Below are 14613 nucleotides of genomic sequence, written 5' to 3' on the forward strand. Positions count from 1 at the left end.
CGCGCAAAAGTGTGCAGCGGTTTTGCGATAACGACATGCACAAAACCAAAAACTTAAAGCGCAAGAAGCGAGTCTGAAAGATCGCGACGCGCTTTAAGCTAGCTCACTCCGCGGCTACCACCTTTTTCATCGGCCGCCGCTCCAGCAATTCCTTCAGGAACTGACCGGTATAGGAACGCTTCTCCTTGACGACAGTCTCCGGCGTGCCTGCCGCGACGATCTCGCCGCCGCCATCTCCGCCTTCGGGACCGAAGTCGAGGATCCAGTCGGCCGTCTTGATGACCTCGAGATTGTGCTCGATCACAACAACCGAATTGCCCTGGTTGACCAGTTCGTGCAGCATTTCCAAGAGTTTGGCGACGTCGTGGAAGTGCAGGCCGGTGGTCGGTTCGTCTAGGATATAGAGCGTGCGACCAGTCGATCGCTTCGACAATTCCTTGGCCAGCTTGACACGCTGCGCTTCGCCGCCCGAAAGCGTATTGGCCTGCTGACCGACCTTGATATAGCCGAGGCCGACATCTTTCAGGGACTGCAGCTTGTCGCGCACGGCAGGAACGGCCGCGAAGAAATCGACGCCCTCTTCGACCGTCATGTCGAGCACATCGGCGATCGACTTGGTCTTGAAGGTGACGTCCAGGGTCTCCCTGTTGTAGCGCTTGCCGTGGCAGACATCGCAGGTAACGTAGACGTCCGGCAGGAAGTGCATCTCGATCTTGATGACGCCGTCACCCTGGCAGGCTTCGCAACGGCCGCCCTTGACGTTGAAGGAGAAGCGGCCCGGCTGATAGCCGCGCGCCTTGGCTTCCGGCAGACCGGCGAACCAATCGCGGATCGGCGTGAAGGCGCCGGTATAGGTTGCCGGGTTCGATCGCGGCGTGCGGCCGATAGGCGATTGATCAATGTCAATCACCTTGTCGATATGTTCGAAGCCATCGATGCGGTCATGATCGGCCGGGATTTCGCGCGCGCCCATGACGCGGCGGGCTGCCGACTTGTACAGCGTCTCGACCAGGAACGTGGACTTGCCGCCGCCGGAAACGCCGGTGACTGCAGTGAAGACGCCGAGCGGGATCGAGGCCGTCACGTTCTTGAGGTTGTTGCCTCTCGCGCCGATAACCTTGATCTCCTTGCCCTTCTTGGCCTTGCGACGCTCGTCGGGGACTGGCACGCCGAGCTCGCCGGAGAGATATTTGCCGGTCATCGATTTCGGGTTGGCCATGATGTCCTGCGGCGTGCCATGCGCCACCACTTCGCCGCCATGCACGCCGGCGGCCGGGCCGATATCGACGACGTCATCCGCCGTCAGAATGGCATCCTCGTCGTGTTCGACAACGATGACCGTATTGCCGATGTCGCGCAGATGTTTCAGCGTTTCCAGCAGGCGGGCATTGTCGCGTTGATGCAGGCCGATCGACGGTTCGTCAAGAACATAGAGCACACCCGTCAGGCCTGAGCCTATCTGCGAGGCCAGGCGAATACGCTGGCTTTCGCCGCCGGACAGCGTGCCGGAATTGCGCGACAGGCTCAGATATTCAAGGCCGACATCGTTGAGGAAGCGCAGGCGATCACGGATCTCCTTGAGGATACGCACGGCGATCTCGTTCTGCTTGTCGGTGAACGTCTCCGGCAGCGCGTTGAACCAGTCGCGGGCAATCCGGATCGACATTTCAGCCACCTGGCTGATGTGCAGCTTATTGATTTTTACCGCCAGCGCTTCCGGCTTCAGGCGATAGCCGTTGCAGGCAGGGCAGGGCGCGGCCGACATATAACGTTCGATCTCCTCGCGCGCCCAGGCGGAATCCGTTTCCTTCCAGCGCCGCTCGAGGTTCGGCACGATGCCTTCGAAATTCTTATGCGTCGTATAGGAACGGGCACCGTCGGCGTAGTGAAACTCGATCTTGTCCTCGGTGCCATTCAAAATGACATCTTTTGCCGTGTCGGACAGGTCGCTCCAGCGGCTGCCGAGCTTGAAGCCGTAATGCTTGCCGAGTGCTTCGAGCGTCTGATTATAATAGGGCGAGGTCGATTTGGCCCATGGCGCGACGGCGCCGTCGCGCAGCGTGCGCTCAGGTTCCGGCACGATCAGCGCCGGATCAATCTTTTGCAGCGAACCCAGCCCGTCGCAGGAAGGGCAGGCGCCAAAGGGATTGTTGAACGAAAACAGCCGCGGCTCGATTTCCGGAATGGTGAAGCCGGAAACCGGGCAGGCGAACTTTTCCGAAAAGAGCACGCGCTCATGCGTCTCGTTCAACGATTTGTTGGCCGAGCCGCCGGCCGCGGTTTCTTCCGGCGGCAACGGCTTGTCGGCGAATTCCGCAATGGCAAGGCCCTCGGCAAGATGCAACGAGGTTTCGAAGCTGTCCGCCAGGCGCGCCGACACGTCGGGCCTGACGACGATACGGTCGACCACCGCGTCGATATCGTGCTTGTATTTCTTGTCGAGCGCCGGCACATCGGCGATCTCATAGAACTGCCCGTCGACCTTGACGCGCTGGAAGCCCTTTTTCATGAGCTCCGCCAGTTCCTTCTTGTATTCGCCCTTACGGCCGCGCACGAGCGGCGCCAGGATATAAAGCCTGGTGCCTTCACCGAAGGCAAGCACGCGGTCGACCATCTGGCTGACCGTCTGGCTCTCGATCGGCAGGCCTGTGGCCGGCGAATAGGGCACGCCGACGCGGGCGAACAGAAGGCGCATGTAATCGTATATTTCGGTAACGGTGCCGACCGTCGAGCGCGGATTGCGCGACGTGGTCTTCTGCTCGATCGAAATCGCCGGCGATAGGCCGTCGATCTGGTCGACATCCGGCTTTTGCATCATCTCCAGGAACTGCCGCGCATAGGCCGACAGGCTCTCGACATAACGGCGCTGCCCTTCGGCATAGATCGTGTCGAAGGCGAGCGAGGATTTGCCCGAGCCAGAAAGGCCGGTCATGACGATCAGCTTGTTGCGCGGAAGATCGAGATCGATCCCCTTGAGATTGTGCTCGCGCGCGCCACGTATGGAAATAGTCTTCAGTTCACTCATCGTCGTCTGCGGTCCCTTGGTGTCTGCCCTTATTTAGTGATGCCCGCCCGCGAGTCGAGGCTGAAATGAAGGGCAACGCCAGGTTTTCGATTCGGTTGACAGGATCATAGAGGTGAATTAGAACAAAGAAAGAACAAATTTGCCTTCGGGTCAAGGCCGCGTATCATTTCGCATTTCATATAATGTCTGTGGATGAGCGCAGCAGATGGGGCCACGTAAATAGCGCCTGATGGCGGCAATGGTCTAAGGTGCGTGGATAGAATTTCAGAGCCGTCGATGGGCGGCAAGCAGGGTAGGTAATCATGGCCGGTAGTGTGAACAAGGTAATTCTGGTTGGAAATCTCGGGGCGGACCCGGAAATCCGCCGTACGCAGGACGGCCGTCCGATCGCCAACCTCAACATCGCGACGTCGGAAACCTGGCGCGACCGCAATTCCGGCGAGCGCCGGGAAAAGACGGAATGGCACCGCGTCGTGATCTTCAATGAAGGTCTCTGCAAGGTTGCCGAACAATATTTGAAGAAGGGCGCCAAGGTCTATATCGAGGGCGCACTTCAGACGCGTAAATGGCAGGATCAGAACGGCCAGGATCGTTATTCGACCGAAATCGTGTTGCAGGGCTTCAATTCGACGCTGACCATGCTGGATGGCCGTGGCGAAGGCGGCGGCGCTGTCGAAGGCGGTCGGGGTGGACGCGGCGGCGGTGACTTTGGCGGTGGTTATGGTGGCGACTATGGTGGTGACGACTACGGCCAGCCCTCGTCGCAATCGTCGGGCCGTGGCGCCAGCGGTGGCCGTGGCGGCGCCGCAAGCGGCGGCGGCAGCAACTTCTCGCGCGATCTGGACGACGATATTCCGTTTTGATCCCGTCGCTTTGATCGGCAAGTCGTATCGAGTTGAGTTGAACGGCCCGTCTTTCCGGCGGGCCTTTCTGTAAGTTTATGTGAGCTTGAGCGCCGCTTTCGCGCCATCCACGACGAATTGGGCAGCGAGCGCGGCGAGGATGACGCCGAGCAGGCGCGTGAGGATGGCGCGGCCCGTTGACCCCAGCATACGGTCAAGCCTCTCGGAAATAGCTAATGCCGCATAGACCAGCCCGAGATTGATCGCGATAACGAGGATCAATTGAGCTCGGTCGAGCATTGTCTGAAGCGAACCGGCCAGCAGGATGGTTGCCGAAATGGCGCCAGGACCCGCGATCAGCGGCAGAGCCAAGGGAAACACCGCGATATTCTGGATATGATCCTTGGTGATTGCGACTTCCGTCGTCTTTTCCTTTCTGTCCTGCCGTCTCTCGAACACCATCTCGAAAGCGATCCAGAAAAGCAGCAGGCCGCCCGCTATACGGAACGCACCGATGGAGATGCCGAGAATGCCAAGCACGCTGGCGCCGAACAAGGCAAAGGCCGCCATGATGAAGAATGCGATCAGCGAGCCGCGCAATGCCACCTGATGGCGTTGAGCCCGGTTCATGCCAGCCGTAAGGCCGATGAACAGCGGAGCAAGACCTGGCGGATCGACTGTGACGAGCAGCGTTGTGAAGGCATTGATCAGCGTGTCCGCGCTCGCCATATGATCCCCGGCATTTGTTTCTATTTGTTGTTGGCCCATTGATATGCGAGGAATGACGTTTCGCAAAGCGCAATGCGGGCTCGCCAAAACGTTCTGCCACGGAAATGTTCGATTTAGCGGGTTAAGAGGGCAAAAGCCTGTTCAAAAGCACCCGTCAAAATTGGCGCTTGCAGGGCCTTTCGGCTATAAATTTCGCAGTGATTCTAAAAGAGATCGTGATCTGTTTTGACTGAACAAACACCACCCGGCGGCGGGAAGCTCCCGCCAGGCATCGAGCCGATTTCCATCATGGAGGAAATGCAGCGGTCGTATCTCGATTACGCGATGAGCGTGATCGTCAGCCGCGCACTTCCCGATGTTCGCGATGGTCTCAAGCCCGTCCATCGGCGCATTCTGTACGGCATGTCGGAACTCGGGATCGACTGGAACAAGAAATACGTAAAATGCGCTCGCGTCACCGGTGACGTGATGGGTAAATACCATCCGCACGGCAACCTGGCGATTTATGACGCGCTCGCGCGCATGGCGCAGCCCTGGTCGCTTCGCCTGCCGCTGATCGACGGTCAGGGCAATTTCGGCTCCGTCGACGGCGATCCGCCGGCGGCCGAACGTTATACGGAATGCCGCCTGCAGAAGGTCGCGCATTCGCTGCTCGACGATCTCGACAAGGAAACGGTCGATTTCCGCGAGAACTATGACGGCACATTGAGCGAGCCCGTCGTCGTCCCGGCAAAGTTCCCGAACCTGCTGGTCAACGGCTCCGGCGGTATCGCCGTCGGCATGGCGACCAATATTCCGCCGCACAATCTTTCCGAAGTGATCGACGGCTGTATCGCGCTGATCGACAATCCGGCGATCGAGCTGCCGGAGATCATGCAGATCATCCCGGGTCCGGATTTTCCGACCGGCGCGAAGATTCTCGGCCGTGCCGGCATCCGCTCGGCCTACGAGACCGGACGCGGCTCCATCGTCATGCGCGGCGTCGCGACGATCGAGCCGATGCGTGGCGACCGCGAACAGATCATCATCACCGAGATTCCTTATCAGGTGAACAAGGCGTCGATGATCGAGAAGATGGCCGAACTCGTGCGCGAAAAGCGTATCGAAGGCATCTCCGACCTGCGCGACGAATCCGACCGCCAGGGCTATCGCGTGGTGATCGAGCTGAAGCGCGACGCCAACGCCGAGGTCATCCTCAATCAGCTTTATCGCTATACGCCGCTGCAGACCTCTTTCGGTGCAAACGTGGTGGCGCTGAATGGCGGTAAGCCGGAGCAACTGACCCTTCTCGACATGCTGAGGGCCTTTGTGTCCTTCCGCGAGGACGTGGTCAGCCGCCGCACCAAATATTTGCTGCGCAAGGCGCGCGAACGCGCCCACGTCTTGGTCGGTCTCGCCATCGCGGTCGCCAATATCGATGAGGTGATCCGCGTTATCCGTCATGCGCCCGACCCGCAATCGGCGCGTGAAGAGCTGATGACCCGCCGCTGGCCGGCGGCAGACGTCGAATCCCTTATCCGGCTAATCGATGATCCGCGCCACCGCATCAACGAAGACGGCACCTATAATCTGTCGGAAGAGCAGGCGCGCGCCATTCTCGAGCTGCGTCTTGCCCGTTTGACGGCACTTGGCCGTGACGAAATCGGCGACGAACTCAATAAGATCGGCGCCGAGATCAAGGACTATCTCGATATCCTGTCGTCGCGTGTTCGTATCCAAGCCATTGTAAAAGAAGAGCTTGCAGCCGTTCGCGACGAATTCGGCACGCCGCGCCGCACCGAAATCGTCGACGGCGGCCTGGAGATGGATGACGAGGACCTGATTGCCCGCGAGGACATGGTCGTTACCGTTTCCCACCTTGGCTACATCAAGCGCGTGCCGCTGACCACCTATCGCGCCCAGCGCCGTGGCGGCAAGGGCCGCTCCGGAATGACCACGCGTGACGAGGATTTTGTTACCCGGCTATTTGTTCTCAATACGCATACGCCGGTTCTCTTCTTCTCGTCGCACGGTATCGTCTACAAGGAGAAGGTCTGGCGCCTGCCCATCGGCACGCCGCAGTCACGCGGCAAGGCGCTGATCAACATGCTGCCGCTGGAGCCCGGCGAGCGCATCACCACGATCATGCCACTTCCGGAAGACGAGAGCACCTGGGACAATCTCGACGTCATGTTCTCGACGACGCGCGGCACCGTGCGCCGCAACAAGCTGTCGGACTTCGTTCAGGTCAATCGCAACGGCAAGATCGCCATGAAGCTGGAGGAAGAGGGCGACGAAATCCTCTCCGTCGAGACCTGCACCGAGCATGACGACGTACTGCTGACCACGGCGCTCGGCCAGTGTATCCGTTTCTCGGTTTCGGACGTACGCGTCTTTGCCGGCCGCAACTCGATCGGCGTTCGCGGCATCAGCCTTGCATCCGGCGACCGCATCATCTCGATGACCATCGTCCGCCATGTGGACGCGGAACCTTGGGAACGCGCGGCTTATCTCAAGCGCTCCGTCAGCGAGCGTCGCTCGGCGACGGGCGAGGACGAGGAAATCGCGCTGGTTGGCGAAGAAGTCACCGAAGAGGGACAGCTCAACGACGAACGCTATGAAGAGCTGAAGGCGCTCGAGCAGTTCATCCTGACTGTCTCTGAAAAAGGCTTCGGCAAGCGCTCGTCTTCCTACGATTTCCGCATTTCCGGCCGCGGCGGCAAGGGTATTCGCGCTACCGACACGTCGAAAACCGGCGAGATCGGCGAGCTTGTGGCCGCCTTCCCGGTTGAGGAGGGTGATCAGCTCATGCTGGTGTCGGACGGGGGCCAATTGATCCGTGTTCCCGTCGGCGGCATCCGCATTGCCAGCCGCGCTACCAAGGGCGTCACCATCTTCTCGACCGCCAAGGATGAGAAGGTCGTTTCGGTCGAGCGTATCAGCGAGCCGGACGGCGAGGACGATGCGAGCGACAATGGTGCCGAGGACGACGCTGCGAACGGCGATGCGGAAGTCTCGAACGGCGATGCCGAGGGTACGACCGAAGAATAAGGTTCAGTGAACTCAGCACATGGAATGACGACCGGGCGGCTTGGCTGCCCGGTTTTTTGTTGATCTCGTGGTTTTCGGGCAGCCGCGCAATGGACGATCGCATCCGCACCCGTCAGCACTTTGCGCAACAGCACGGCGTCCGCAAAATCTCCGACGACATGCGTCGTCGAAAACGGCGAACGATCGATCCCGACAACCGCGTGATTTGTCGCCAAGGCGTTAAAGATCGCACGGCCAAGCCGCCCGGAACTGCCTGTAAGAGCAATGCGCATATCGATCCCTCTATGAGACTGGATAGCCATAGCACGATTGAAGCGATTGCCGCGCTACTTGTCGCAAGAGCAGCGCCCCGTAGTGGCGCCGGGGATCGGGGAAAGGCTCGCGGGCGTAACGGCATAAAAAAACCGGACGCTGGGGGAGCGTCCGGTTCGAATTAACCCGAGCGATTGGAGGGCCGCACTCGGGATCAGGAAATATCGCAACACCCTTTGGTTCAGAGGGCCTTATGGTGTTTGTTCAGCTTCTTGCTCTCCTCGCTTTCGCGGTGGAGCGCTGAGATTGTGGACGCGACGGATACAACGAACATGCTGCTGATGAAGAGCGTAAGCACCGTTAATATCGTGAACATGATCGCTCCCTTCCTCTCGTGGAACTAGCGTTCAGATCCCTTAATACTGGCTGGTGGTAACGAAGGGACGAGCCGAAGCAAAGGGACCGTAGATCTTCGACTGGTCAGGCTTTTGATCGTAGAGAGCGATTGTCGCTGCAAGCATTCCCGAAATCATGGTCATCCAAACGACGTTAATAAGGGTGATCTTATCGGGCATACTCTGTTTCCTTCTTACCGCAATGAGCAAATCTAAGGTTCGGGCTTTAACGCGGCGGCCGATGAATGGTTCCGCCTTGATGTTGAGCGTCTGTTTACCAACGTCCATCTGAAGCGACCTTGAATGCCTTGTTCATCTGGCGTTCAGATTCGCGATGCGTTTTGCGCATGGCGTTGGCGATTTCTTGAGCAGAATTGGTGGTGTTAGCCGGGGAAGCCCATTCTATTTCGTAGTTGTTCGCGAAAAGATGAACGGCGTATTCAAGAGCGAAAGAGCCGATAACGGCGACTGCAACAATAAGGACCAACATGGCCTGATCTTCCTTGAGCCAGAGGCGGGTGAGCCGATGAAAGCGGCCCGTTTCGATGTTGGTGCGAATAGAGCATTGTTGATCTGAAACGGGCTTGAACGCCGCATTCATCTGCTGTTCAGAGGCAGCCAAGTGGTTGTAAATGACTTGCGATACCGGCCCATCCGTGACAAAAGGCTGCAAACAACGAGCCGGTCTGGTATGACGACAGCCTTTTATCCTGGATCTTTCGATCCGATGACCAATGGACATCTGGATGTCCTCGTGCAGGCGCTGAATGTCGCCTCCAAGGTTATTGTCGCGATCGGCATTCATCCTGGCAAGAAACCGCTTTTCTCCTTCGAGGAACGCGCGGAATTGATCACCCGGTCGCTTGCCGAAGCGCTGCCGCAGAAGGTTGGGGATATCTCCGTTGTCGCCTTCGACAATCTGGTGGTCGACGCGGCGCGCAAGCATGGCGCGAGCCTTTTGGTGCGCGGCCTGCGTGATGGCACCGATCTTGACTATGAAATGCAGATGGCCGGCATGAACCGCCAGATGGCGCCTGATATTCAGACCCTGTTTCTGCCGGCCGGCACGGCATCGCGGCCTATAACCGCCACATTGGTGCGGCAGATCGCATCCATGGGCGGCGATGTCAGCGCTTTCGTGCCCGCAGCGGTTCTTGAAGCCCTGACAGGCAAGCTAAAAGATACGGTCCAATAAAGACTGGCCGAAATCATTTTCCGAACGGAGCACCCATGAAACTCTTTCATCTCGCATTGGCAGGTTTTCTCAGCCTTGCCGCCTTCGCAGGCAGCGCCTTCTCGGCCGCGGCCGACGATTTTCTGACGATCCAGCTCAAGGATGGCCCGGTCGTCATTCAGTTGATGCCGGATGTTGCTCCGAAGCATGTCGCACAGATCGAAGCGCTGGCGAAGAAGGGTGCATATGACAATGTCGCCTTCCATCGTGTCATCGACGGCTTCATGGCACAGACCGGCGACGTGCAGTACGGCAACATGACCAAAGGTTACAATCCTCAGAAGGCCGGTACCGGCGGCTCCGATATGCCCAATCTTCCGGCCGAATTCTCCAAGGTTCCGTTCAAGCGTGGCACGGTCGGCATGGCGCGTGCCCAGGATCCGAATTCCGCTAACTCGCAGTTCTTCATCATGTTCGCCGACGGCGACTTCCTGAATGGCCAGTACACGGTCGTCGGCAAGGTCGTCTCCGGCATGGAATTCGCCGACAAGATCAAGCGCGGCGAAGGCCAGAACGGCGAAGTGAGCAACCCCGACCGCATGGTCAAGGTCACGGTCGGCAAGAAGTAAAATTCGAGAAGAGAAGAGGAAACAAAAATGGCTGAGATCAAGGATCCCGAAAACACCCTCGTCCTGGAAACCACCAAGGGTCAGGTCGTCATTCAGTTGCTGCCGCAGGTAGCGCCCGAGCATGTCGCCCGCATCAAGGAACTTGCCCGCGAGAAGGCTTATGATGGCGTCGTTTTCCACCGCGTCATCGACGGCTTCATGGCCCAGACCGGCGACGTGCAATACGGCAAGCAGGGCAGCGAGAGCTTCAATCCCGGCCGTGCCGGCATGGGCGGCTCCTCGAAGCCCGACCTGAAGGCCGAATTTTCCGCAACGTCGCACATTCGCGGCACCTGCTCGATGGCTCGTTCGCAGAACCCGAACTCGGCCAACTCGCAGTTCTTCATCTGCTTCGCCGACGCTCCGTGGCTGAACAAGCAGTACTCGGTCTGGGGCCAGGTCATCTCCGGCATGGAAATTGTCGACCAGATCAAGCGCGGCGAGCCGGTGAAGGATCCGGACTCGATCGTATCCGCTCGGGTTGCCGCTGACGTCTGATCGTGATTATTCCTGAAGCCCGCCTCTCGCGCTTTGGCGTGGGGGCGGGTTTCGCTTTGCTGAGATTACCAGAATGCGCGTTGACCTTTTCGATTTCGACCTGCCGGATGAGCGCATTGCGCTGAGACCCGCCGAGCCGCGTGACAGCGCGCGCCTGCTCGTCGTCGATCCGAATAATGGCGAGGCGGCTCTGAGCGATCATCACATCCGCGATCTGCCATCTTTCCTGCGACCGGGCGATGCTGTCGTCTTCAATGACACTAAGGTCATCCCGGCCCAGTTGGAGGGCATTCGTCATCGGGAAGGCGCGCCCGGTCAGCAGGTGTCGGCGACGCTGCATATGCGCGCCGCGCCCGACCGCTGGAAAGCTTTCGCCAAGCCGGGCAAGCGCATCAAGATCGGCGATCGCATCCAGTTCGGCCATGGCGAAAATGTTTGCATCCTTGGCGCTCTTGACGCCGTGGTCGAGGAGAAGGGTGAGGGCGGCGAGATCACGTTGCGCTTCGATCTCTCCGGTCCGGCGCTGGATGAGGCGATTGCCGCAGTAGGCCATATTCCGTTGCCGCCCTATATCGCCGCCAAACGGCCGGAAGACGAGCGCGACCGCACGGACTACCAGACAATCTACGCTCGTGAGGAGGGCGCCGTTGCTGCGCCGACCGCGGGCCTGCATTTTACCCCGTCGCTGTTTACCGCGCTTGATATCATGGGCGTCGAGCGGCATTTCGTGACGCTGCATGTCGGCGCCGGTACGTTTCTGCCCGTCAAGGCCGACGACACTGAAGACCACAAGATGCATTTCGAGATCGGCTATGTCGACGCGACGACGGCGGCGAAGCTGAATGCGGTGAAGGCGAGGGGCGGGCGCATCGTCTGCGTCGGCACGACCTCGCTACGGCTGATCGAAAGTGCCGCCGGCGATGACGGAACGATCAAGCCCTGGCACGGCGCGACCGGCATCTTCATCACGCCCGGCTATCGCTTCAAGGCGGTCGATCTCTTGATGACGAATTTCCATCTGCCGCGTTCGACGCTGTTCATGCTGGTATCGGCCTTTGCCGGCCTTGATACCATGCGCGCGGCCTACACCCATGCTATTGAGACAGGCTATCGCTTCTATTCCTATGGCGATGGCAGCCTGCTCTACCGGAAAGACTAAGACGAGATGAGCGAGAGCTTTCAGTTCCAGTTGAAAAAGACCGATGGCGGTGCCCGTCTCGGCGAAGTTTCCATGCCGCGCGGCACGATCCGCACGCCGGCCTTCATGCCGGTCGGCACGGTCGGTACCGTCAAGGCGATGTATCTCGATCAGGTACGCGAGACCGGCGCCGACATCATTCTCGGCAATACCTATCACCTGATGCTCCGCCCGACCGCGGAGCGTGTCGCCCGCCTCGGCGGCCTGCACGAGCTGATCCGCTGGCAGCATCCGATCCTTACTGACTCCGGCGGCTTCCAGGTCATGTCGCTCTCCGGCCTGCGCAAGCTCGACGAGAAGGGTGTCACCTTCAAGTCGCATGTCGACGGCAGCACGCATCACATGTCGCCGGAGCGCTCGATCGAGATCCAGGGCCTGCTCGGCTCCGACATCCAGATGCAGCTCGATGAATGCGTGGCGTTGCCGGCGACGCCGAAGGAAATCGAGCGCGCCATGGAAATGTCGCTGCGCTGGGCCGAACGCTGCAAGGTGGCTTTCGGCAATCAGCCCGGCAAGGCGATGTTCGGTATCGTGCAGGGCGGCGATGTTCCGGAGCTTCGCGTCCGTTCCGCGCAGGCGCTGAGCGGCATGGACCTCAAGGGCTATGCCGTCGGAGGTCTTGCCGTCGGCGAGCCACAGGAAGTCATGCTACGCATGCTTGAGATCACTCTTCCCGAGCTGCCGACGGAGAAGCCGCGTTATCTCATGGGCGTCGGCACGCCGGACGATATCCTGAAGTCCGTCGCCCGCGGCATCGATATGTTCGATTGCGTGATGCCGACCCGCTCGGGCCGTCATGGCCTCGCGTTTACGCGTAGGGGCAAGGTCAATATCCGCAATGCCCGTCACGCGGAGGACATGCGCCCGCTCGATGATCAATCGAGCTGCCCGGCCTCGCGCGATTATTCCCGCGCCTACCTGCACCATCTCGTCCGCGCCAACGAAGCGCTCGGCGGCATGCTGCTTTCCTGGCACAATCTTGCCTACTACCAGGAACTGATGCACGGCATTCGCCAGGCGATCGCCGAGGGCCGCTTTGCCGATTTCATGGCAGAGACTCAGGAGAATTGGGCAAGGGGCGATCTCGAGCCGGCGTGATTCAAGAACGGCTAGAGTGGCGATGCGCTGCTCTTGAACATGTCCCGATTCCGCGCTAATTGAAGCCTGTCGAAAAAGGCAGGGTTGGTTTCGGTAGGCCCAATCCCTTCCATCCGGAAGCTCTGCTCCATGCCATAGGCATGAGGGCCCGCGACGCGGAACTTGGCCATTGTGGCCGAGTACCCCGCGTTGGTGTGGGCCGTTTCGAGCGACACGCCTCTGCGGGGAGACCCCTTGGAGCTGTCATGCGACTGAATCACCTGGATTTACATGTTCCCGACGTCGCCGCGACGCGGGATTTTTTTGTTTCCGTCTTTGATTTCACCGAAATCGAAACCCGTGGAGCGAACGGCCTCGCCATCCTGCGCGACGATGCCGGGCTCGAACTGGTCATCAGCCATCCGGTCGAGAGGTTCGGCGGAGCTGATTCAATATCGGTCGGCCGCAACACCTATCACATCGGCTTCATGCTGCCGTCGCGCGAGGCTGTGGACGCACAATTCGAGCGCGCCAAATTGGCCGGCTGCGAAATCTGGAAACCGCCGTCGGCTATGCGGGGCGGTTGGTTGTTTTATTGCTTCGCACCAGGACGAATTCTGGTCGAAGTCGGCTGGCGTCCGGAACCTAAATATCAATTAGAAAATATAATATCCGCAATGGCTTATGTCTCAGTCTTTGTCTCATGAATTAGGCGTTTTCAGGTGGTCTAACTGGGCTCTTCCGAAAGGCCGCCTGAGACGACGGCGCGATAAGAAAGCGTTTGCAAAAACAGCGAATCGTAATAAATGATCCTTCAGCCGGTGGTAAGATCCACTGACTATTTTGGTGCTTTGCGTTTGAAATTCCTTTGAACTTCGGCTACAAAGCGTTCCACTTTATCGATAAGGGCTCACTAATAATATAGGAGGCACCTGCCGTTGAGGGCGCAACGCGCATTGGGGACCTGTCTTTCCGGACTCATATTTGTCGGATTGGCAGCGACGGGCTGCACGACGGTGGCGAAAGCACCCTCGACCAGCCAAAACTCTTCCAAGTCCATTCGACCGACGAAGGTAACCTACAATTACACCGCAAAAGATCGCGACTGTTTGAAGCGAGCGATGTATTTCGAGTCCGAGCATTCGGACCATGATGGATACATGGCAGTGGGATCGGTCGTGATGAACAGATTGACCTCCGGTGCCTACGCCTCGTCGATCTGCGGCGTCGTCGCGCAAAAAAGGCAATTTGCGCCAGGCGTGATGACGAGGGTGGTCAGCGACCTGGCCGAACCTGATCTCAACCAGGCGGCATCGGAGGTTCTCAATGGAGAACGACATCCGGGTGTCAAGGATGCGATGTTCTTCCACACGGACGGTCTGAAATTCCCTTACAATAACATGCACTATGTCGCCGTGGCCGGCGGAAACGCTTTCTATGAGAAGCGTGGGCAGGATGGCGCCCTTGAAACGCCAGCGCCACTTCCGGCCTACGAAGTTGCGATGAACTATGTGCCTGTGCAAACGGTCACAACAACGCAATTTCCGGTTTTGTTGCCACCTGCAGACCAGATTCCGATCCCGGCGCCGGATCCAATGACGACTGCAAGCATCAGCGCAACGCCAACGTCTACTGTAGCTGTTCCCTTACCGCGGCCAGCATTGGATGCGGCGGTTCAGCCTGTCAGTTTCAGCAGGGCAGGTGGCTAAAAGAGGCGAGGGGAAT

The 14613-nt window shown here is 59.1% G+C and carries 13 protein-coding genes and 1 pseudogene; 9 read left to right on the forward strand and 5 right to left on the reverse strand.

Features of this window, described 5'->3' with window-relative positions:
- Nucleotides 1-103: 103 nt before the first annotated feature.
- Nucleotides 104-3025: an excinuclease ABC subunit UvrA gene (gene uvrA, locus NXC24_RS09525; protein ID WP_104823055.1), complete on the reverse strand. Its 2922-nt coding sequence runs from the start codon at nt 3023-3025 to the stop codon at nt 104-106.
- A gap of 302 nt (nt 3026-3327) precedes the next feature.
- On the opposite strand from uvrA, the gene NXC24_RS09530 reads away from it, so the two are divergent.
- Nucleotides 3328-3888: a single-stranded DNA-binding protein gene (locus NXC24_RS09530; protein WP_104823056.1), complete on the forward strand. Its 561-nt coding sequence runs from the start codon at nt 3328-3330 to the stop codon at nt 3886-3888.
- A 75-nt stretch (nt 3889-3963) separates the two neighbouring features.
- Here the strand turns inward: NXC24_RS09530 and NXC24_RS09535 are convergent, their stop codons facing one another.
- On the reverse strand, nt 3964-4596 hold the full coding sequence (locus tag NXC24_RS09535) for a MarC family protein (protein ID WP_104823057.1): 633 nt from the start codon (nt 4594-4596) through the stop codon (nt 3964-3966).
- A gap of 225 nt (nt 4597-4821) precedes the next feature.
- On the opposite strand from NXC24_RS09535, the gene gyrA reads away from it, so the two are divergent.
- Nucleotides 4822-7626 carry a DNA gyrase subunit A gene (gyrA, locus tag NXC24_RS09540; protein ID WP_104823058.1) on the forward strand — a complete coding sequence of 935 codons (2805 nt, stop codon included), beginning with the start codon at nt 4822-4824 and terminating at the stop codon, nt 7624-7626.
- A gap of 116 nt (nt 7627-7742) precedes the next feature.
- Here gyrA and NXC24_RS09545 read toward each other — a convergent pair.
- The 3 genes and pseudogenes from NXC24_RS09545 to NXC24_RS35675 form a co-directional block, all read right to left on the reverse strand.
- Nucleotides 7743-7928, reverse strand: a pseudogene (locus NXC24_RS09545) (hypothetical protein); the annotation flags it as partial.
- 366 nt (nt 7929-8294) lie between these two features.
- The gene (locus tag NXC24_RS09550; protein WP_104823059.1) at nt 8295-8561 is read right to left on the reverse strand and encodes a hypothetical protein; all 267 of its coding nucleotides are present in this window, start codon (nt 8559-8561) and stop codon (nt 8295-8297) included.
- A complete protein-coding gene (locus tag NXC24_RS35675; RefSeq protein WP_245464005.1) occupies nt 8548-9015 on the reverse strand; it encodes a hypothetical protein in 468 nt (155 codons plus the stop codon). Before NXC24_RS35675 ends, NXC24_RS09550 begins: the two co-directional genes overlap by 14 nt.
- Here NXC24_RS35675 and coaD point away from each other — a divergent pair.
- From coaD to NXC24_RS09590, 7 genes are all read left to right on the forward strand, one after another.
- Nucleotides 8965-9468, forward strand: coding sequence for a pantetheine-phosphate adenylyltransferase (gene coaD, locus NXC24_RS09560; protein WP_199773545.1), 504 nt, complete (start codon nt 8965-8967; stop codon nt 9466-9468). The two genes, NXC24_RS35675 and coaD, sit on opposite strands and share 51 nt — an antisense overlap.
- A 35-nt stretch (nt 9469-9503) precedes the next feature.
- Nucleotides 9504-10076, forward strand: a complete 573-nt coding sequence (locus NXC24_RS09565) for a peptidylprolyl isomerase (RefSeq protein WP_104823060.1) — start codon at nt 9504-9506, stop codon at nt 10074-10076.
- 27 nt (nt 10077-10103) lie between these two features.
- Nucleotides 10104-10613 (forward strand): peptidylprolyl isomerase, encoded by a 510-nt coding sequence (locus tag NXC24_RS09570; protein WP_104823061.1) that lies wholly within the window; start codon nt 10104-10106, stop codon nt 10611-10613.
- A 73-nt stretch (nt 10614-10686) separates the two neighbouring features.
- On the forward strand, nt 10687-11772 hold the full coding sequence (gene queA / locus NXC24_RS09575) for a tRNA preQ1(34) S-adenosylmethionine ribosyltransferase-isomerase QueA (RefSeq protein ID WP_104823062.1): 1086 nt from the start codon (nt 10687-10689) through the stop codon (nt 11770-11772).
- Nucleotides 11773-11778: 6 nt separating this feature from the next.
- Nucleotides 11779-12909 (forward strand): tRNA guanosine(34) transglycosylase Tgt, encoded by a 1131-nt coding sequence (gene tgt, locus NXC24_RS09580; protein WP_104823063.1) that lies wholly within the window; start codon nt 11779-11781, stop codon nt 12907-12909.
- Nucleotides 12910-13154: 245 nt separating this feature from the next.
- Nucleotides 13155-13595 carry a VOC family protein gene (locus NXC24_RS09585; protein WP_104823064.1) on the forward strand — a complete coding sequence of 147 codons (441 nt, stop codon included), beginning with the start codon at nt 13155-13157 and terminating at the stop codon, nt 13593-13595.
- A 231-nt stretch (nt 13596-13826) separates the two neighbouring features.
- Nucleotides 13827-14597, forward strand: a complete 771-nt coding sequence (locus tag NXC24_RS09590; RefSeq protein WP_104823065.1) for a cell wall hydrolase — start codon at nt 13827-13829, stop codon at nt 14595-14597.
- Nucleotides 14598-14613 lie beyond the last annotated feature (16 nt).

Source organism: Rhizobium sp. NXC24 (genome assembly GCF_002944315.1).
Lineage (GTDB): Bacteria > Pseudomonadota > Alphaproteobacteria > Rhizobiales > Rhizobiaceae > Rhizobium.

What these genes read in the sequence shown, in the direction of transcription:
- uvrA (WP_104823055.1), bottom strand. Translation starts at nt 3,025, where the DNA reads ATGAGTGAACTGAAGACTATTTCCATACGTGGCGCGCGCGAGCACAAT.
- NXC24_RS09530 (WP_104823056.1), top strand. Translation starts at nt 3,328, where the DNA reads ATGGCCGGTAGTGTGAACAAGGTAATTCTGGTTGGAAATCTCGGGGCG.
- NXC24_RS09535 (WP_104823057.1), bottom strand. Translation starts at nt 4,596, where the DNA reads ATGGCGAGCGCGGACACGCTGATCAATGCCTTCACAACGCTGCTCGTC.
- NXC24_RS09550 (WP_104823059.1), bottom strand. Translation starts at nt 8,561, where the DNA reads ATGGACGTTGGTAAACAGACGCTCAACATCAAGGCGGAACCATTCATC.
- coaD (WP_199773545.1), top strand. Translation starts at nt 8,965, where the DNA reads ATGACGACAGCCTTTTATCCTGGATCTTTCGATCCGATGACCAATGGA.
- NXC24_RS35675 (WP_245464005.1), bottom strand. Translation starts at nt 9,015, where the DNA reads ATGTCCATTGGTCATCGGATCGAAAGATCCAGGATAAAAGGCTGTCGT.
- NXC24_RS09565 (WP_104823060.1), top strand. Translation starts at nt 9,504, where the DNA reads ATGAAACTCTTTCATCTCGCATTGGCAGGTTTTCTCAGCCTTGCCGCC.
- NXC24_RS09570 (WP_104823061.1), top strand. Translation starts at nt 10,104, where the DNA reads ATGGCTGAGATCAAGGATCCCGAAAACACCCTCGTCCTGGAAACCACC.
- queA (WP_104823062.1), top strand. Translation starts at nt 10,687, where the DNA reads ATGCGCGTTGACCTTTTCGATTTCGACCTGCCGGATGAGCGCATTGCG.
- tgt (WP_104823063.1), top strand. Translation starts at nt 11,779, where the DNA reads ATGAGCGAGAGCTTTCAGTTCCAGTTGAAAAAGACCGATGGCGGTGCC.
- NXC24_RS09585 (WP_104823064.1), top strand. Translation starts at nt 13,155, where the DNA reads ATGCGACTGAATCACCTGGATTTACATGTTCCCGACGTCGCCGCGACG.